This is a genomic window from Streptomyces sp. NPDC098789 (assembly GCF_044759975.1).
Taxonomy (GTDB): Bacteria; Actinomycetota; Actinomycetes; order Streptomycetales; family Streptomycetaceae; genus Streptomyces.
This window is the reverse complement of sequence record NZ_JBIWAJ010000009.1, coordinates 24,435-42,157: the sequence shown is the minus strand read 5'-3', so window position 1 is coordinate 42,157 and position 17,723 is coordinate 24,435. Positions and strand designations below refer to the sequence as shown.

General features: G+C 73.4%; 15 protein-coding genes. 3 read left to right on the top strand and 12 right to left on the bottom strand.

What is annotated here, in order from left to right:
* Window positions 1-26 precede the first annotated feature (26 nt).
* Together ACIQWR_RS19805 and ACIQWR_RS19800 are read right to left on the bottom strand one after the other, a co-directional pair.
* A complete protein-coding gene (locus ACIQWR_RS19805) occupies window positions 27-893 on the bottom strand; it encodes an NmrA family NAD(P)-binding protein (RefSeq protein WP_404010978.1) in 867 nt (288 codons plus the stop codon).
* The gene (locus ACIQWR_RS19800) at window positions 890-1,327 is read right to left on the bottom strand and encodes a nuclear transport factor 2 family protein (RefSeq protein WP_404010975.1); all 438 of its coding nucleotides are present in this window, start codon (window positions 1,325-1,327) and stop codon (window positions 890-892) included. Before ACIQWR_RS19800 ends, ACIQWR_RS19805 begins: the two co-directional genes overlap by 4 nt.
* Before the next feature lie 203 nt (window positions 1,328-1,530).
* Here ACIQWR_RS19800 and ACIQWR_RS19795 point away from each other — a divergent pair, with 203 nt between their 5' ends.
* The gene (locus tag ACIQWR_RS19795) at window positions 1,531-2,370 is read left to right on the top strand and encodes an alpha/beta fold hydrolase (RefSeq protein WP_404010972.1); all 840 of its coding nucleotides are present in this window, start codon (window positions 1,531-1,533) and stop codon (window positions 2,368-2,370) included.
* Window positions 2,363-2,947 (top strand): TetR/AcrR family transcriptional regulator, encoded by a 585-nt coding sequence (locus ACIQWR_RS19790; protein WP_404010970.1) that lies wholly within the window; start codon window positions 2,363-2,365, stop codon window positions 2,945-2,947. The genes ACIQWR_RS19795 and ACIQWR_RS19790 overlap by 8 nt, the downstream gene beginning before the upstream one ends.
* 56 nt (window positions 2,948-3,003) lie before the next feature.
* Here the strand turns inward: ACIQWR_RS19790 and ACIQWR_RS19785 are convergent, their stop codons facing one another.
* The 7 genes from ACIQWR_RS19785 to ACIQWR_RS19755 all read right to left on the bottom strand — a co-directional run bounded on the left by ACIQWR_RS19785 (window position 3,004) and on the right by ACIQWR_RS19755 (window position 12,445).
* Window positions 3,004-3,624 carry a hypothetical protein gene (locus ACIQWR_RS19785; protein WP_404010967.1) on the bottom strand — a complete coding sequence of 207 codons (621 nt, stop codon included), beginning with the start codon at window positions 3,622-3,624 and terminating at the stop codon, window positions 3,004-3,006.
* A 34-nt stretch (window positions 3,625-3,658) separates the two neighbouring features.
* Window positions 3,659-4,909, bottom strand: coding sequence for a glycosyltransferase family 4 protein (locus ACIQWR_RS19780; protein ID WP_404010965.1), 1,251 nt, complete (start codon window positions 4,907-4,909; stop codon window positions 3,659-3,661).
* Window positions 4,910-5,005: 96 nt separating this feature from the next.
* Window positions 5,006-6,307, bottom strand: coding sequence for a UDP-glucose dehydrogenase family protein (locus ACIQWR_RS19775; protein WP_404011458.1), 1,302 nt, complete (start codon window positions 6,305-6,307; stop codon window positions 5,006-5,008).
* Window positions 6,308-6,433: 126 nt separating this feature from the next.
* Window positions 6,434-7,645, bottom strand: a complete 1,212-nt coding sequence (locus ACIQWR_RS19770) for an MFS transporter (RefSeq protein WP_404010962.1) — start codon at window positions 7,643-7,645, stop codon at window positions 6,434-6,436.
* A 115-nt stretch (window positions 7,646-7,760) separates the two neighbouring features.
* On the bottom strand, window positions 7,761-9,620 hold the full coding sequence (asnB, locus tag ACIQWR_RS19765) for an asparagine synthase (glutamine-hydrolyzing) (RefSeq protein ID WP_404010960.1): 1,860 nt from the start codon (window positions 9,618-9,620) through the stop codon (window positions 7,761-7,763).
* Between the two features lie 46 nt (window positions 9,621-9,666).
* The gene (locus tag ACIQWR_RS19760; RefSeq protein WP_404010958.1) at window positions 9,667-11,547 is read right to left on the bottom strand and encodes an NAD-dependent epimerase/dehydratase family protein; all 1,881 of its coding nucleotides are present in this window, start codon (window positions 11,545-11,547) and stop codon (window positions 9,667-9,669) included.
* Between the two features lie 103 nt (window positions 11,548-11,650).
* Window positions 11,651-12,445 carry a phytanoyl-CoA dioxygenase family protein gene (locus ACIQWR_RS19755; protein WP_404010955.1) on the bottom strand — a complete coding sequence of 265 codons (795 nt, stop codon included), beginning with the start codon at window positions 12,443-12,445 and terminating at the stop codon, window positions 11,651-11,653.
* A gap of 294 nt (window positions 12,446-12,739) precedes the next feature.
* On the opposite strand from ACIQWR_RS19755, the gene ACIQWR_RS19750 reads away from it, so the two are divergent.
* Complete coding sequence (locus ACIQWR_RS19750) at window positions 12,740-15,763, top strand: BTAD domain-containing putative transcriptional regulator (protein ID WP_404010952.1); 3,024 nt, start codon at window positions 12,740-12,742, stop codon at window positions 15,761-15,763.
* Between the two features lie 25 nt (window positions 15,764-15,788).
* Here ACIQWR_RS19750 and ACIQWR_RS19745 read toward each other — a convergent pair whose 3' ends face one another.
* The 3 genes from ACIQWR_RS19745 to ACIQWR_RS19735 all read right to left on the bottom strand — a co-directional run bounded on the left by ACIQWR_RS19745 (window position 15,789) and on the right by ACIQWR_RS19735 (window position 17,628).
* On the bottom strand, window positions 15,789-15,947 hold the full coding sequence (locus tag ACIQWR_RS19745; protein WP_404010949.1) for a hypothetical protein: 159 nt from the start codon (window positions 15,945-15,947) through the stop codon (window positions 15,789-15,791).
* 36 nt (window positions 15,948-15,983) lie between these two features.
* A complete protein-coding gene (locus tag ACIQWR_RS19740; RefSeq protein ID WP_404010946.1) occupies window positions 15,984-16,490 on the bottom strand; it encodes a hypothetical protein in 507 nt (168 codons plus the stop codon).
* A 223-nt stretch (window positions 16,491-16,713) separates the two neighbouring features.
* Entirely contained in the window at window positions 16,714-17,628 is a 915-nt protein-coding gene (locus tag ACIQWR_RS19735) for an esterase/lipase family protein (protein ID WP_404010944.1), read from the bottom strand.
* Window positions 17,629-17,723: the final 95 nt, after the last annotated feature.

Genomic DNA, 17,723 nt, shown 5'->3' with positions numbered 1-17,723 from the left:
CTGCGGCGGGGCGGATCACGCCGCCATCAGCCGTTCCCTCGGACTTCCCGTTCGACGAACGCGCGCAGCGTGCCCGCGGGGCGGCCGGTGAGGCGCGCGACGGCGTCGGTGGTCCGGTCCTCCGCGCCGCCGGCGATGGCACGGTCCATGCCGGCCAGCATGGTGGCGAACTCCAGCGGGATCTCGGCCGCCCACCGGTCGCGCAGCTCCTCGAAGGTCAGGTGCCGGTGCTCCACGGGCCGGCCGGTGACCTCGGTGATGATCGCGGCGACATCGTCGTAGCTCAGCGCTTCGGGCCCGGTCAGGATCAGGTCGGTGTCGGGGGCCCGTTCGTCGGTCAGGGCGCGCACGGCGACGGCGGCGATGTCACCGGCGTCGATGAAGCCGACGCGGCCGTCTCCCGAGGCGGTCCGGATGGCGCCCTCCTCGCGGATGCTGCGGGCGTGGGGGGCGTGGCCGGCGAAGTTCTGCATGAACCAGGACGGCCGCAGCACCGCCCACTCCGGGAACAGTCCGGGCAGCGCCTCGTGGACCTGCCCGACCGCCGGGCCGCCCGCCGGGATCGCCGAGGAGCCGAGCAGCACCGCGCGGCGCACGCCCGTCGCGCGGGCCTGCCGCAGGAAGGGCAGCATGACCGCGGCCGGGTCCGAGGAGCCGATGGGCGGGACGAGGTAGGCGCGATCGACGCCGGCCAGGGCCGCGTCCCAGCTCGCGGGCTCGTTCCAGTCGAAGCGGACGGCCCGCGCGCCGTCGACCGGGGCGGCCTTGCGGCTGGCGGCCCTGACCCGGTGGCCCTCGGCGGCCAGTCGGGCGGTGACACGGCTGCCCGTGGTGCCGGTGGCCCCGATGACCAGGGTGGTGCCGGTGCTCGTGCTGGTGGTGGTGCTGGTCATCGGGTCGCTCCCACGAAGTCGGCGCCGGGCTGCTGGACGGCGAGGGGGTTCCAGTAGTCGCGGTAGGAAGTGATGAGCCCGTCCTCGACCGTGACCACGGCGATGTAGGTCATGTCGAAGGGGCTGTCGCTCTCCACCAGGCGTCCGACCCCGCGCATCTCCACCACGATCGTCCCCGGCACGGTGGTCTCGTGGACCGTCACCTCGGGGAAGTCGTGCAGGTCGACGTGGTCGGGGTAGTGGCGCATGTACGCGGCGACCGCGGCCTTGCCCTCCAGCCGTGCGGGCCAGCCCTCCGGCGCGAACGGGAACTCCATGACGCCGTCCTCGGCCCACAGGTCCACCCAGCCCGCGATGTCCTTCTCCAGCAGCAGTCGCAGACCGTGGCCGTACAGCTCCGCGGCCGTCATCGGTAGGGGCCTCGTCATTGTCATGATCAAGCTTTCCGTCCTGTCGGGAGACGCGGCGCTCCAAAACGGACCGCCGGTCCGCATGGAGACGACCATACGGACCACCGGTCCGTTTCGCAAGGCGAGGGATCCCTTGACCCGGTCGGCTAATGCCATTAGCTTAATAGCAACGGAGATTAGCCCACAGGGGCGCACACGGGTGCGGGACGACGGAAGAGGGCAGGGCGATGACCGAGTTCCTGAAGGTCGACGGCGGGCAGTTGGCGTACGACGTCGCGGGCGAGGGCCCGTTGGTCGTCCTGGCCCACGGGATGGGCGACCACCGCGGGGCCTACGACGCGCTGACCGAGCTCCTGGTGGCCGCCGGGCACCGGGTCGCCCGCACCGATCTGCGCGGGCACGGGGAATCCGACGCCGGGTGGGCGTCGTACACCCGGACCGACACGGCCGGCGACCTGCTCGCGCTCGTCCGCCACCTGGGCGGCGGCCCCGCCGTCCTGGTGGGCCACTCCTTCGCGGGCGGCTCCGCCACCATCGCGGCGGCCGAAGAGCCCGACCTGATCGGCGCGGTCGTCGAGATCAGCCCCTTCACCCGCGCGCAGAAGCCCGACCTCGGCGCCCTGGTGAGCCGGGCCCGCTACCGCAAGGGCATGCTGCTGCTCATGGGGACAGGGCTGCTGCGCAGCGTGGGGCTGTGGAAGCGGTACCTGCGCCACGCGCACCCGGGGATGGGGGCCGCCGCGCTCGACCCGCGCCTCGCCTCCCTCGAAGCCGACCTGCGCCGGCCCGGGCGGATGGCCGTGGTGGCCGCGATGGGGATGTCCGCGCCGACCGACGCGGGGGCCCGGCTGGCCGACGTCCGCTGCCCGGCGCTGATCGTCGAGGGCACCCTCGACCCCGACTGGGCCGACCCCCGGGCCGAGGGCGAGGCCATCGTGGCGGAACTGCCCGCCGGGGTGGGACGGCTCGCGATGATCGACGGGGCGGGCCACTACCCGCACGTCCAGTTCCCCGCCGAGACCGCCGCCGCGATCCTGGGCTTCCTGAAGGACGGCGCCCGTGGCTAGGTCGCCCAGGCCGTCCCTGTCCACCGACGCGGTGGTCGACGTCGCGCTGACGCTCGTCGACGAGGGTCCCGAGGGCGGGCCCGCCGCGCTGACCCTGTCGGCGGTGGCCGCCCGGGCCGGGGTCGCGACCCCCTCGCTCTACAAGCACGTGCGCGGCCTGGCCGAGCTGCGCGACCTGCTGTCGGCCCGGATCATGAACGAGATGGCGGACGAGGTCGGCGCGGCCGTCCTCGGCCGCTCCTCCGACGAGGCCGTCCGCGCCCTGATGGCGGCCTGGCGCGACTACGCCCGCCGCCACCCGCACCGCTACGCGGCGCTCGTCCAGCGCCCCGAGCCCCGGACCGCCGAGGCGGGGGCCCGGCTGGTCGCCATCATGCTGGCCACGCTGCGCGCGTACGGTCTGGAGGACTCCGCGGCGATCCACGCGGCGCGCTGCCTGCGGGCGGTCGTGCACGGGTTCGCGGCGCTGGAGACCGGGGGCGCCTTCGAACTGCCGGAGAAGCTGGACGAGACGTACGACCTGCTCGTGCACATGGTCGTCGCGGGCCTGCACACGCCCCGCGCCGGGACGGCCTGAGGGCGGCCGGGCGGCGCGGGCCCGGGCGGGCCGGGTCGGGCGCCCGGTGTCGCGGGCTACCGGGCGGGCGGGAGGCCGTCGGGCGTGAACCATTCGCCGGGTCCGACGCGCTCCTCCCAGGCCAGGTGGAGCTCGGCGATCGCGGCGATCAGGTCGGTGGCGAGGGCGCCGGCCTCGTACAGGTCCTGGTCCGGGCTCTGCCCGCTGGCGCCGACGATCACGCCACGGACCTGCACGGAGTGGCCGTAGCGGAAGTTCTCGGTGCCGCACAGGTGCGGGTCGACGAGGACCGCCTCGCCGTAGTTGCCGCCGAGTCGGCGGTGGCCCGCCGCCTTGGCCGCGGCGTAGGGCAGGAAGGCGGAACCGCCCTCGCCCACGGTGACGGTGCCCAGGACCGCGTCCTCGTTGGGCACCCACGGTCCCGCGGTCGGGTCCATCACGACGAACGCCATGGCGGGCCGGGGGTAGACCCCGCGCGGCGCCCGCTCCGGGGACACGGCGCGGTTGCACCGGACACTGGCCGCCCGGCGGCGGCCCAACCGGGTCAGCAACGCGTCGAGCCGCGGGCCGTCCATCAAGTACGCGTAGGGGTTGTGCCGGTGCGCGGCGTGGACCGGGCCCACCTCCGCCGCTTCTTCCTGAGGTTCCTGGGGGTCCTGGCGTTCCTGGGGTTCCATGCGGTGCTGCTCCTGTCCGGGTGCGGGGTGCGTGTCAGAGGGCGAGCGCCTGCGCGGCTTCGGAGAAGTGGTCCCAGGCGCTGAGGGTGTCGTGCGCGAACTTCTCCTCGGAGACCTCCGCCGCGATCTGGGCCCCGAGGTCCCGGCCGAGCCGTTCCACGCCCGCCGCATCGGCGTACACGCGCCCGATCGCGTCGGCGAGCCCCTCGGCACTGGGCGCGAACCGGTGGGCTTCGGGGAAGAACCTGCGTGCCTCGACCTTCTCGGAGTTGGTCATGAGGGTGCAGACACCGGAGAGCGCGGCCTCCAGGGGGGTGATGCCCAGGGTTTCGTAGCGCGAGGGGCACACGAAGATCCCGTTGGACCGCGCTTCCCGGAACAGGGCGTAGAGCTGCGGCTTGGAGAGCTTGCCGACCGCCAGGAACTCCGCGGCGTGCTCCGTCGGCATGCGGGCGCCCAGCTCCTTGCGCGCGACGTCCTTGTCCTCGTCGTCACCGACGACCAGGACGCGTACGGGGATGCCTCGCTCGCGGGCCAGGGCGCAGCCGTCGACGAGGAGTTCGACGTTCTTGAAGTAGTCCAGCCGGGCGACCGCGGTGAACACCAGCAGCTCGGCGCCCGCGACGAAGGCCCGCAGTTCCTCGCTCTCCAGGGCCTCGGAGTGTTCGAGCAGTGCGATGGGGGGACGCACCGCGCGGATCCGACGCTCGTCGATGCCGCGGCTGACCAGGTGGTCCCGTTGCAGGTCGGAGTGCTGGAGGACGAACATGCGGTCGTTGGTGCGCACCTTGCTCAGGCCGAGTTCCTGATGCTTGAGCAGGTGCAGTGCCTTGCCGGCGCCGCCGAACGCCCTGCCGGTCGCGACCGCGGGGAACCGTTCGATGAAGTCGTACACGAAGGGGCCGTGGTGGGTGACGCAGCACGGGAACTCCTCCGGGTGGAAGCCCAGCAGCGCGTCCGTCTGGTAGTAGAGCATCGCCTGGCCGCCCATGCCGTGCCGGGCCAACAGGGTCCTGGCCGCGTCGGCTATGGCCCGGCTCACGGAGGCCTCGCTCATGTCGAAGTTGAACCGGAGGACCGCGCACGCGGCGCCCGACCGGAACACCACGTCGACCTGGGGTTCCTCAAGGTTCTCGTCCCGCTTGTAGAGGATGAGCCCGGCGGAGAGGCCGGCGCCTTCGAGGCAGCGCAACACGGAACGGGAGAAGGAGGTGGCGCCGACGTTCGCCGGGACGAGCTCGCTGTCGGGGAAGTACCGCTCGTTCACGACGATGATGCCGGGCATTCTCGGGTCAAGTAGTGACACTTTTACGCACTCCAGGTCGATGACTGTGGCGAGGGGTTCTGCGGGCGCCGCACACGGCGGCGGCGGCCCGGCGGGTCAGGGACGTCCGGGAGCGCGGTAGTTCCATGCGGCCGCCTGCCAGGCCGCGGGATCGAGGACGTTGCGTCCGTCGACGATGTTGCGGGTGGCCATCACCGAACCGAGCTCTTCGGGATCGAGTTCCGTGAAGGCGGTCCACTCGGTGAGCAGGAGCGCGACGTGTGCCCCGCGCGCTGCCTCCAACGCGGAGCTCGCGTAGTCGAGTTCGGGATAGGCCTTGCGGGCGTTGTCCAGTGCGGCGGGGTCGTACACCGAGGCCAGTCCGCCCTCCTGGTGGATGGCGTGCGCGACCGCGAGCGCGGGGGAGTCGCGGATGTCGTCGGACTCCGGCTTGAACGCCGCGCCCAGGACGGCCACGGTGCGGTTCTTGAGCGAACCGCCGACGAGTTCGCGGGCCAGGTCCACGGCGCGCGTGCGGCGCCGCTGGTTGATGGCGTCGACCTCGCGCAGGAAGGCCAGCGCCCCGCCCGCCCCCAGTTCGTCGGCGCGCGCCATGAAGGCCCGGATGTCCTTGGGCAGGCAGCCGCCGCCGAAGCCGATGCCGGGGCTGAGGAACCGCCGGCCGATGCGGTCGTCGTAGGACAGCGCCCGAGCGAGGGCCGTCACGTCGGCGCTCGCGGCCTCGCAGACCTCGGCCATGGCGTTGATGTAGGAGATCTTGGTGGCGAGGAACGCGTTCGCCGCGACCTTGACGAGCTCGGCGGTGGCGAAGTCGGTGACCACGAGGGGGACTTCGCCCAGCGGCGCGTAGAGCTCGCGCAGCGTCCGCTCGGCGGACGCGGTCCGCACGCCGATGACGATGCGGTCCGGGGCGAGGGTGTCCTCGACGGCGAACCCCTCCCGCAGGAACTCCGGGTTCCACGCCAGGTCCACGGTGGTCTCCCGGGGAGCCAGGTCGGCGAGCTTGGCGGCGAGCCGCTCCGCCGTGCCCACGGGGACGGTGGACTTCCCGACGACCAGGCAGTCCCGGTCGATGTGGGGCGCCAGGGCCTCGACGGCCGCGTCGAGCTGGGAGGTGTCCGCGGCCCATCCGTCCTTCACCTGTGGCGTACCGAGGCACAGGAAGTGGACGTCACCGAACTCGGCGGCCTCCTGGAAGGAGGTGGTGAACCGCAGGTTGCCGGCGGCGAGGCCGTCCCTGAGTATCTCCTCCAGTCCCGCTTCGTAGATGGGGAGGTGGCCGTTGTTCAGCTGCTGGATCTTCTCCTCGTCGATGTCCAGGCCCAGGACCTCGTAGCCCAGCTTCGCCATGCACGCGGCGTGGGTGATTCCGAGGTATCCGGTTCCGATGACGGTCATGCGGTACGGGGTGCGCACGGGTTCGGCTCCTTCGAGGGGGTGGTGGCGCTGGCGGTTGCTCGTGCGGAGGTACGGGGGTGCGGGGATACGGGGAACGGGGGAACGGGGATACGGGGGTACGGGGGGCTACGCGCCGGTCCGGCGCAGCTCGCGGATGGCGGGGGTGGCCAGGAGGGCGACGGCGCAGCCGAACGCGGCCACGGTGGCGACCAGCAGGAGGTCGTGGAGTTCGAAGGCGCCGCTCGCGGGGCCCGCGATCACCTGGCCGAGGGGGACGGCGAGGATGGAGCCGGCGACCTGGTAGGCGGCGACCCGGTTGAGTTTGTCCTCGGGGATCTGGGTCTGGACGGTGGTGGACCACTGGACGCCCCAGAAGGCCCAGCCGATGCCGCTGACCGCGTAGCCGAGCATGAGCAGCGGCAGGGCCGGGACCAGGGCCGCTGCCAGCGGCATGAAGGGGAACAGGAGCATGGCGACGCCGCCGGCGAAGAGGGGGCGGGCGACCCGGACCCGTATCGCGACGAGGCCGCCGATCGCGCAGCCGGCGCCGAAGGCCGCTTCGGCGTAACCGAAGGCGGCGGTGCCGTGTTCGGCGATGATGGACGCGGCGCCGAGCGGGGTGATGGGGCCCCAGACGAACACGCCGAGGACCCACCAGATCAGGATGACCCCCCACAGCCAGGTCCGGGACCGGAACTCCCGCCATCCGGTGCGGAGGTTGGTGAGGGTGCTGTCGGTCCGGTCCACCTCGTAGGCGGGCAGCCGCAGCGCGACCATGCACAGGCCGCTGATGGCGAAGGTGGCGGCGTCGAGGACGAAGACCCCGGCGGCCGAGGTCGCGGCGACCAGGGCTCCGCCGATCGCCGGACCGGCCATCGTGGCGAACCCCTCGCTCACGCGCAGGACCCCGTTGGCCTTCTGCGGGTCGGTGGACACCTGTGGCACCAGGCTGGAGGTGCCCGGCTGGAACATCGCCGTCGCGGTGCCGCCGATCACCGCGCCCACGATCATCAGCCACAGCGGCGGGTGCCCGAGCCAGAGGTAGAGCCCGAGCAGGCCCTGGGCCAGGAACCGGGCCGCGTCCGCGCCGACCATCAGGGGCTTGGGGTGGAAGCGGTCGGCGAGCACCCCGCCGAAGACGACGAAGAGCGCGAACGCCCCCATCCAGGCGCCGAGCGCGAACCCGATGCCGCTGACGCCGTACCCGAGGGAGAACATCGCGACGGCCGTGGCGACCGGGATCATCGTGTCGCCCACCTGGGAGACGACGCGCGCGGTGAAGTAGAGGCCGAAGTTCGGCGTCCACAGACGGGACGGTTTCTGGGCGGTCAAGGTCATGGGGTTGCTCCTCGTCGATCTGGGGGGTGCCGGGCGCAGTACCGGGCGGGCTCCCGGCCCGCCCGCGCGCGGGGATCGTACGGTCCCCCCGCGCGCGGGCGGGCCGGGGCCCGGCTCACAGGGCGATGCGCACCCCGTAGGTCCGCAGCCAGCTGTCCGTCTGGAGCGCCGTCTCCAACGCCGCCCGGCTCAGGCCGTGTTCCAGCGCGGCCGCCCCGTCGGCCGCGACCGTCCGCCGGAACTCGGCCGAGAAGAGCGCGTTGACCGGGCTGTCGGCGTCCCGGACGACCGCGACGAGGCGTTCGCGCAGCTTCCGGTCGTAGGCGCCGGTGCGGAGGTTGGGGTAGGGGGTCTTGACCCGCATGGCCACCGGGTCCGGGAGCAGGTCGCGCACGGCCGCGCGCAACAGGCTCTTCTCCCGGCCGTCGAAACTCTTCATGGCCCAGGGGATGTTGAAGGCGTAGTCGACGAGCCGGAAGTCGGCGAACGGAACCCTGATCCGCAGTCCGCACGCCATCCCCAGCCGGTCCAGCCGGTCGAAGAGGACCCGGGCGTGGCGGGTCTGCGCGAGGTAGGTCACCTCGCGGTAGCGCGCCTCGGTCGGATCGGCGATCGCCTCGGCGGCCGAGAGCTCCGCCACCGCCGTGCTGTGCGAGTCGCGCTCGTAGGCGGCCAGGTCGAGCTTGGCCAGCAGACCCGGGTCGAAGACGACCTCGTTGCCGCGGAAGCGGCCCCGTCCCTCCTGGATCCACGGGAAGGTGTCGCTGAAGACCCATTCGGGCAGGCGTTGCCAGTTGTATCCGCCGAAGACGTCGTCGCCGAGCTCCCCCGACAGGGCCACGGTCGCGTACCGGCGCGCCTCGGCGAAGAGCTGGTGCAGCGAGGCGTACTGGTCGCCCTTGTTGATGGGCAGGTCGTAGGCGGCCAGTACCGAGGCCCGCAGCGCGGGGTCGAGCAGGTCCAGGGTGCCGAGCGAGATCTCGCTGAGGTCCGAACCGACGTGGTCGGCCATCAGGCGGGCGTAGACGTGGTCCTCGTTGCCGCCGCCCCCGCCCGGTCGTGCGGGGTCCTCGTCGTTGACGGAGAGGGACCGCAGGGTTCCCATCCCCTCGCGGCGGGCGACCTGCGCGGCGAGCGCGGTGAGCGCGCTGGAGTCCAGGCCCCCGGAGAGCAGGGAGCAGGGGGTGGTGTCGGCGACCATCTGTTGGGCGACGGCGGATTCGAGCAGCTCGCGCAGGGTCGCGACGGTCTGCTCCAGCGAGTCGGTGTGGTCCCTGACCTCCAGGCCCCAGTAGCGCCGTTCCTCGGTGCCGGTCCGCGTGACGCGCAGGGTGTGGCCAGGCAGCACCTCCTTCATGCCGCGGAAGATGGCGTGCCCCGGTACGCGGGCCACCGACAGGATGTCGCGCAGCCCGTCGGCGTCCAGCACGGCGGAGAAGTCGGGGTGCGCGAGGATCGCCTTGGGTTCGGAGCCGAAGAGGACGCCCGCGGCGGTCAGCGCGTGGAAGAGCGGTTTCACCCCCATCCGGTCGCGCACCAGGAGCAGTTCCTGGCGGTGTTCGTCCCAGAGGGCGAAGCCGTAGACCCCCTCGATGTGGGTGACGAAATCCGGCCCCCACTCCAGGTACGCGTGCAGCACCACCTCGGCATCGGCGTCGGAGCGCAGGGTGTGTCCCGACGACCTCAGCCGTGCGGCCAGCTCGCGGAGGTTGTACAGCTCGCCGCTGAAGGCGACCACCGCCCGGGTGCCGGAGCCGTCGGCGAAGGCGGTCGGCAGGCCCGGGCCGTCGGAGCCGGCCGGGGACAGGGTCCGCAGACCCAGAGCGGCGTGCTCCGAGAGCCACACGCCGCCGTCCGGCCCGCGCCGGGCCATGGTCCCGGTCATGGCCCGTGCGACGGACGCGAGGTCCGAGCCACCCCGGCCGGCGCCCGAGGCGGTGCGCGAGAAATCTACCAACCCGGCTATACCGGACATCGTGTGCTCCTTGAAGAATTGCGAAGGGGTGGAGGTACGCGCGGGCCTAGGCCGGGAGGTCGTCGCCGCCGTGGACGTCGCAGGCGTACCACTGGGCCAGATCGCGCAGGCCTTCGGTGACCGACTCGCTCGCGGACCAGCCGGGTCCGGCCGTGATGAGGTCCGTGGTCATGCGCCACCGCTGCGTCCGGTCCGCGGAGCCGGTCTCCCACGGCGTGCGGCGGGAGACCCCTGCGACCAGCCCGGCCAGTTCCTCCTCGCCGAAGGTGGCCGAGGCGACGTTGAACACCGGCTCGGACGGCTCCGCGGCGAGGACGGCGTCGATCGCCGCGGCCATGTCCCGGTAGTCCAGGACCTGGTGGACGCCCCGGGGGTCCAGGGCCAGCGGCTGCCGCGTCCAGGCCAGGTGGACCCAGTCCACGGACGCGGTCCCGCGGGCGGCGTGCGGTCCCACCGGATCGGCGAGCCGCAGCACCTGAACCGGGATGCCGGTGCGCTCGCCCCAGGCCCGGCACAGCTCCTCCTCCTGCCACCAGGTCAGGGCCACCGGATCGCCCGGAGGGCCCGTCAGGTCCCCCTCGGCGAGCGTCCGCTCGCCGCCGCCCCGGTAGACGGCGGCCGAGCCGGCGTAGAGCAGGCGCTCGGCTCCCGCCGCCTCCGCGGCCCGCAGCGCGTACCGCAACGCCTCGGGTCCCTCGGCGGGACGGCCGAGGTGGACCAGGGCCGCGAGCGGGGGCGCGGCGAGGTCCGACGGGTTCGCCGGCGGGGCCGCCAGGTACTCGGCCCGGTGGTCCAGGTCGCCGAGCAGGCCGGCCAGTTGGCGTCCGAAGCCCTCGACGCCGCCGGTCACGACGGTACGGGCGCGGGGTGCGGAGCCCACCGCGGGCCCGTCGGGGCGGCGGGCCTTGCGCCCCTCGTCGAGCGCGGCCAGCGCCAGGTCCCGGACGGGGTGGGACAGGGCGAGCAGGTCGTCGACGCCGTAGTCCTCGCAGAGGCCGCCGGGGCCCAGCGTCGCCATCGCCGCGGCCGCGACCCGCGGGTCGGCCTCCGGCGCGTCGGCCGTCACGGCGCCGATGGCGAAGCCGGTCACCCACACGGCTCGGCGCACCTGCTCCGGCAGGTCGTGGGGGGCGGCCGAGGCCAGGGCGGCCAGGCACGCGTCCAGCAGCCCGGTCCGGCGCAGGTGGCGCTCGGTCTCGACGTACTCCCAGCCCGCGCCGGTGCGGACCGCGCAGCGGGCCAGGCCGTACTGGTAGAACGGCACGACGTCGAAGCGGACGCTGTCGTGCGTCGTGGGCTCCCCGGCCCGGTCGGCGAACAGGGTGGCCTGGCGGAACCCGTGGTAGGCGTTCCCGGCGAGGCTCGGCATGTCCATGTGCTGCACCAGGCTGGGCGTGCAGAAGCGGACCGGGACGCCGCGGGCGTTGAGGTAGCGCTGCACCACCACGTCGTACGGCCACCCGGGCTCGTCCTCGGCCTGGAAGCGCGCGTACCCGCGGGCCACGTCGGCCGGCAGCAACAGGGCGTAGCACGGCACGTGTTCCTGGAGCGCGTAGGCCCACGGCGCGCCGGTCAGTGCCGCGAGCCGGGCCACACCGCCGTTGCGGGTCTCCCAGCCGGCGTAGAAGGCGACCGCCTCGTCGCCGGCCGCCGCGGCGACCTGCTCGACGTACGCGAAGAACCCGTCGGCGAGCTCCACGTCGTCCTGCAGGACCAGGTGGTGCGTGGCGTCGGGGGCGACGCAGTCCCACGACAACGGGGCCACCCGCAGCGCGGTCGGTCGGCCCTCGGGCTCGGGGTCCACCACGACCTCGATGCGCCGGTGCGGGTCGGCGGCGGCCAGCAGTCGGGCTTCTTCCAGGCGGCGCGGGTGGGTCATCACCGCTCCGCTCAGCTTCACCTTCGCCGGACGGTTCTGGGAATCCATGGAACACCTCGTGGCAGTAGGGGGCGTACGGACCGCGGAATTGACGGAGTACGGGCGTACGGGCGTACGGGCGTACGGGCGTACGGGCGTACGGGCGTACGGGTCAGTCGGAGGCGGGGTCGACGGCGTCGGCGGCGTCGGCGTTGCGCACCAGGCGGACGTTCTCCGTCAGGCCCACGTCGTAGCCCAGCTCCCGTTCGAGCCGGAGCATCTCGGCGGAGCGGAAGTTGAGGATGTAGGCGCGGCGCACCGAGTCGGTGGTGTTGCCGCGGGAGGCGTGGAGCGTGCTGCCCGCGTGGGCGACGCCTTCGCCCGGCCCCAGGGGCACCGGCGTCGCGCCGGGCTCGTCCTCGGAACAGTCGCACTGGATGTTCTGGCCGTCGCTGGTGGGGTAGTGGCGGCGCAGGGGTTGCTGGTGCGAGCCCCGGACGTACCACATGCAGCCGTTGTCGAGGACGGCCTCGTCCAGGGCCACCCAGATGGAGACGGCCCGCTTGTCGGGCAGGTCGAGCCAGTAGGCCGCGTCCTGGTGCCAGGGCGTGGGCACGTCGGTGTGGGGCGCCTTGTGGATCAGCATGTCGAAGTCGAGGACGGCGTCGTCACCGATGAGTTCCTTGGCCATCGCCAGGGCCCGGGCGTGCAGGGGCATCTCCAGCAGCGGCGGGTGCAGCGCCGAGGGCCACATGATCTGGGTGATGTTCTCGGCCACCCCGTCCCGGCGCGGAACGTGCGAGCCGAGGTCGGAGCGCTTGTCGCCGCTCTCGATGTCCCCCTTCAGGAAACGGTCGTAGATCTCCCGGTAGACCTCGACCTCCGCCGCCGAGAGCAGGGAACCGGTGGTGACGAACCCGTCCTGTGCGAATGTCCGCGCTCGCGTGAGGTCAGCTTTTACCGTCATGTAATTCCTTCTACTGAGCGTTATCCGGACAGAATTCTGCATTTCGTGGAATACCTGCGTGCCGGCCCGGCGGGGGCGTCGGCGGTCGGCTCGAACCGCCTGGTCCACGGGGGCCCGTCGGCCGTCGCGGGCCGGTCGCCGATCCGGCCGGTATTCCTCTGGCCTGCCCCCGAAGCATCTGCGAATGGATTCCCGATCCCCTCCCAACTCGGTACCGCACCGTTCGGGAACGGCTTATGATCCACACGAATAAGGTCTAGACCTGCTGATTCGCGTGGCATCGGGGGACGAAACGTGATCCAAGAACAACGGGTGGAACGGGTCCGCTTCAACCTGCTCGGACCGCTCGAAGGCTGGGCCGACGGCGTCAGACTGCGTCTGGGCGGTGCCCGCCAGGAGCGGGTTCTGGCCACGCTGTTGCTGGAGCCGGGCAAGCTCGTGCCGGTCTCGCGTCTGGTCGCGGCGGCCTGGGACGAGGAGCCGCCCGCGACCGCCGCGCACCAGGTCCGCAAGACGGTGGCCGACCTGCGCCAGCGCATCCCGGGCGGCGCCGCGATCCTCATCACCGACGGGCCCGGCTACCACGTCGCCCTGGCGGACGACCAGCTCGACCTCATCGAGTTCGGGCACCAGGTCGGCGCGGCCAGGACGGCGGCGGCCCAGGGCCGCCCCGCCGACGTGCTGCGGGCCCTGCGCCGGGCACTGGCCCTGTGGCGCGGCCCCGTCCTGTCCGGCGCCGGCGGTCCGGTCGTCGAGGCGGCGGCCGCCGTGCTGGAGGAGCACCGGCTCGCCGCCGCCGAGCAGTTCTACGCGCTGCGCCTGGACCGGGGCGAGGCGGGCGACTTGGTGGTCGGCCTGCGCGAACTCGTCGCGCGCTCGCCCCTGCACGAGGCCCTGCGCTGCCAACTGATGCTCGCGCTGTACCGGTGCGGCCGCCAGGCCGAGGCCCTGGAGGAGTACTCCCGCATCCGCGACCTGCTGGTCGAGGAGCTCGGGATCGACCCGGGCCCGCGGCTGAGCGGGATGTACCAGGCGATCCTGCGCGACAGCCCCGAGATCGCCGCTCCCCCGGCCCTCGTGGCGCCGCCCGCGCCACCGCTCCCGCCTGCCGAGCCGCCGTGCACCCTGCCCTACGACTTGACGGACTTCACCGGCCGCGACAGCCAGTTGCGCGAACTCCTGGACCGCTCGACCCAGGCCGGCGAGCGGGGCGCCCGGCTGATCGCGATCGACGGCATGGGGGGCAGCGGCAAGACCGCCCTGGCCGTGCACGCCGCGCACCGGATGGCCGCCGCCTTCCCCGACGGCCGGCTCCAGATCGACCTGCGCGGCTTCACTCCGGGCGAGCCGCCCGTCGCGCCGGGGAACGCCCTCGACATCCTGCTCCGCGCGCTGGGCGTACCCGGCGACCGGATCCCCGACGACACCGGGGGCCGGACCGCCCTGTGGCGCTCCGCCCTGCTGGGCAAGCGGCTGCTGCTCCTGCTCGACAACGCCGTGGACACCGCCCAGATCCTTCCCCTGCTGCCGCCCTCGGGCGACAGCCTGGTGCTGATCACCAGCCGGGCCCGGCTGGTCGCCCTCGACGGGGCCCACTGGATCTCCCTGGGCGTGATGCCGACCGAGGAGAGCGCCCGGTTGGTGACCGAGACCCTCGGCGTGCCGCGCGTGGCCGCGGAACCGGCCGCCGCGGCCGAACTCGCCCAGCTCTGCGACCACTTGCCGCTGGCCCTGCGCATCGCCACCGCCCGGCTGCGCAACCGGCCCCGCTGGACCGTCCAGTACCTGGTCGACCGGCTGCGCGACGAGACGCACCGCCTCGACGAACTGAGCTCGGGCGAGCGGAGCGTCGCGGCCACCCTGCGCCTGTCCTACCAGGCCATGGACGACGCGTCGCGGACGGCCTTCCGCCTGCTGGCGCTGCACCCCGGGGTCTTCCTCGACTCCCATTCCGCGGCGGCGCTGCTCGGCACCGGCGTCCGCGAGGCCGAGGTCGTCCTCGAACTCCTCCTGGACGCACACCTGGTCCAGCAGCCCGAGATCGGGCTCTACTCCTTCCACGACCTGGTCGGGAGCTTCGCGCGCAGCTTGCGGTCACCCGCCACGCGGCTGCGCGACGAGGCCGCGGTCGAGAGCCTGCTCGACTACTACCTGTCGGCCACCGAACGGGCCTGCCGCGTCCTGTTCCCCGGCCGGGAGCGGCGGCCCACCGGCATCACGGCCTCCCCGGCGGAGCTTCCCGCGCTGTGGGACGCCGACAGCGCCCAGCGGTGGTTCGATCGGGAGCACGGCGGACTGCTGGCCGCCGTGGCCCTGTCCGACCGGACGGCCCACGACCGGCACACCGTGTGCATGACCCGCAACATCGTCTTCCACCTCAACGCCCGCGGGCACTTCGACGAGTTCCTCGACCTCGGCCGCCTGGCCCTCGCCGCCGCCCGCCGGCTCCAGGACCTGGACCTGCTGGGGGTGACCCTGACCAACATGGGCGTCGTCTGCTGGAAGCTCGGCCGCTTCGACGAGGGCATCGAGGTCGCCGAGGAGGCCCGCGCCGTCGCGGTGCGCCGGGGCGACCGGCGCATCGAGGCGCACGGTGAGAGCACCATCGGCCTGCTGATGACGATGCTCGGGCGGTTCGCCGAGGCCCTGCCGCACCTGGAGCGGGCCATCGCCATCGAGCGGGAGCTGGGGGCGACCCGGTCCGAGGCTGAGACGCTGACCACCCTGAGCACGCTGTACGAGCAGTGGGGCAGGTACGCGGAAGCCGCCGACGCGGCGCGCCGGGCGCTCGCACTCGCCCAGGACCTCGGTCTCCGGGGCAACGGCGTCATGGCCCTGACCGACCTGGCCTTCGCGCAGATGGGCCTGGGCCTGGACGCGGAGGCCCACTCCAGCCTGGAGCGGGCCCTCGCCGGCTGCGACGGGTCCAGTTCCCCGGGCGACGTCGCGCTGGCCCTGGCGCTGTCGGCCGAGGTCTGCCGACGCCTGGGCCGTGCGGCGCGGTCCGCGGAGCACGCCGAGCGGGCCCTGGCCCTGGTGCGCACCAGCGGCACCCCGGTGCGGCAGGCGAAGGTCGAGAACCTCGTCGCGAACCTGCTCCGGCACCGGGGCGAGCACGCGGCGGCGCTGGCCCTGCACGCGCACGGGCACAAGGTGGCGTCGGCGATCGACTACCGGCCCGAGGAGGCCTTCGCCCTGGAGGGGATGGCCCACTGCGCCCGGGCCCTCGGGGACCTCGCGGCGGCCCACGAGCACCACCGCCGGGCGGACGTGCTGTTCGCCTTCATGGACGTGCCCGAGGACCACTGCCGTCGCTGAGCGGCGGCGCGGGTCCGACGGCCGCTCAGGGAGTCGGGCCCGCCGGGCCCTTGTCGTCGGCGAGGACCTGGTGCCCGGACCCGCGGCCCTGGTCCGCGCCGGCGCCGACCTGTCCCGTGACGCCGAGTCCGAGGACGACGGCCGCCGCGACGATCCCGATCAGTGCGATCCACTTGCTGCGCATCTCTCTACCCCCGGTGTGTTGCGCTCGCTTCCGACGTCACCGATCGTCCCCACGGGCCTTCCCGAACGGTTCCCCGCCCGTTCCCCGGCGGCCGCTCGTGCCGGGAAGCACCGGTGCGTCCGCGTCCCCTCCCTCGAATCCCTCGAACGGGCCCGTGCACGCCACGACGCGCGCGCTCCGTCCGGTCAGGACGACCACGGTGCGGGCGGCCCCCGCCTGGTATCCCGCCAGGTCCAGCAGTCCCCGCACCACGGAGCCCAGCACGAGGGCGTCCGCCGCCCCGACCGCGGCCGGGGCCGGGTCACCGGCGTTCGCCCGGGCCGTGACGGAGACGAGGGCGTGCATGCCGGCGACCGTCCGCGTCCGGACGGCGAACTCCCGCTCGCGGTCCGCCACCCGTCCTCCGGCCCGGTGGGCCCACTCCTCGAGGGACGCCAGCTCCGCCAGGACGTCGTGCGACCGCGCCTGCTCCTTCGGACGGTCCGGGCCGTCATCCAGCACCGCGTCCTCCTCTCCTCGGGCCTGCCGGGGCGACGCTGCCACGACCCGGTCCCGCTCGTCTCCCGCTCCGGTCCCGCACCGACGCGCGGGACGGGCCGTTTCGCGAGGGGACGGGCCGTTTCGTGAGGATCCGGGCCATTCACGAGGGTGCGGGCCGGGCCGTGCACGTACGAAGGCTCCCGGCCGGTGGGGTGCACCGGGCGGGAGCCTTCGGGGGTACGGCGGTTCGGTCGCGCGTGGTGGGACGGGGTCGGGAGGAGCCGGATCAGCCCGGGGAGCCGACGGCGCAGATCAGGATCGGGGTCGCGCGGCCCGGGTCGAGGGCGTTGCGGACCAGGTGCCAGACGTTGAGGTCGTACGCCTCGCCGATGTGCCCCACCGGGTCGAGCGGGCAGGAGTCCTGTACGTAGCGGTTGTTGACGCCCGGTTCGCGGACGAACGCCGTCTCCGTCGGGGTGACGAGCTCGTCGTAGCGGGACGAGATGATGGTGTAGGCGATCCCGCGCTGGGCCACCGGGCCGTCGTTGAGGGCCACGATGGCGGGCCCGCCCGGGAACTCGTCGGACAGCACCGGGAAGCCGAGGGTGGCCGCGATGGCGTCGAGGGTGCCGCGGCCGAGCAGCTTGTCGCCGAGGTCGACCAGCCGGGAGGCGTCCGTGCCGTGGGTCGGCGGGGCGATCGCGACGACCGCCTTGATGTGCGGCTGGATCCCCTGCATCTTCGCGAGGTAGAGGGCCTGCAGGCCGCCCTCGGAGTGGCCCACGACGCTGACCTTGGCCGCGCCGGTGGCGGCGCGCACCCGCTCGACGTAGTCCTTGATCTCCAGGTTGGAGACGGCCACCGGCTTCAGGCCGCCGACCAGCGGGAAGCCGTCGTAGGCGCCGTAGGTGAGGGCGAAGGTGCAGTAGCCGCGGGCGGCGAGGTCGGCCTGGAGGAAGTTGAGGTCCTCGTACCAGGTCGCGAAGGTCCCGTGGAGCAGGACCACCGGCTCCGGATGCGCGGAACTGGGCCGGCAGGAGAAGTCGTTGATGCCCCGGGAGGCGGACGCGGCCGGGGCGGCGGCCGAGCCCGCGTCGGTGGGTGCGGCCTGGGCCGGGGCGGCCGTGGCCGCCAGGGTGAGCGCCAACGGGAGGGCGGCCCGGGCGAGCCACCTGCGGACGGGCCGTGCGGTCAATGCCATCGCAACTCTCCTGGGGGTCCTGGGGGTGAGCCGATTGGTCGCACCGCACAGAATGCTCCGGCCGGATCCCCGTGTCCCCTGGCGGTACGCGCAGA